This window comes from Vibrio sp. S11_S32 (genome assembly GCF_014694465.1).
Lineage (GTDB): Bacteria > Pseudomonadota > Gammaproteobacteria > Enterobacterales > Vibrionaceae > Vibrio > Vibrio algicola.
Genome location: NZ_JAAUWS010000194.1, coordinates 1 through 253, shown reverse-complemented (window position 1 = coordinate 253; position 253 = coordinate 1). Strand labels below are relative to the sequence as shown.

The 253-nt window shown below is 52.2% G+C and carries 1 pseudogene; it reads left to right on the top strand.

Going from position 1 to position 253, the window contains the following annotated elements:
- Window positions 1-127: 127 nt before the first annotated feature.
- Window positions 128-253 (top strand): annotated as a pseudogene (locus HC723_RS17225) (GTP cyclohydrolase I); the annotation flags it as partial.

Sequence of the window (253 nt, the reverse complement as noted above, 5' to 3'; positions counted from 1 at the left end):
TGGCCTCTCAGCATGGTCAGTTGTGTCCGAAATCGTCACAGCCGTGACGAATCGACAGCCCTACCCAAACGTATTCGGTTTTTAACGTTCACCAGCCCTGTCAATAGGGTGCTGGTGAACGCTTACGGATGCCACTCATTACTGCGTAAAATCTCGCGGCGTGATGGATGCTACCAGTGTGACCACCACCACAGCCCTAGGCGGCATTTTCAAATCCAACCCAGCAACCCGTGCTGAGTTTTTCCATGGTTTA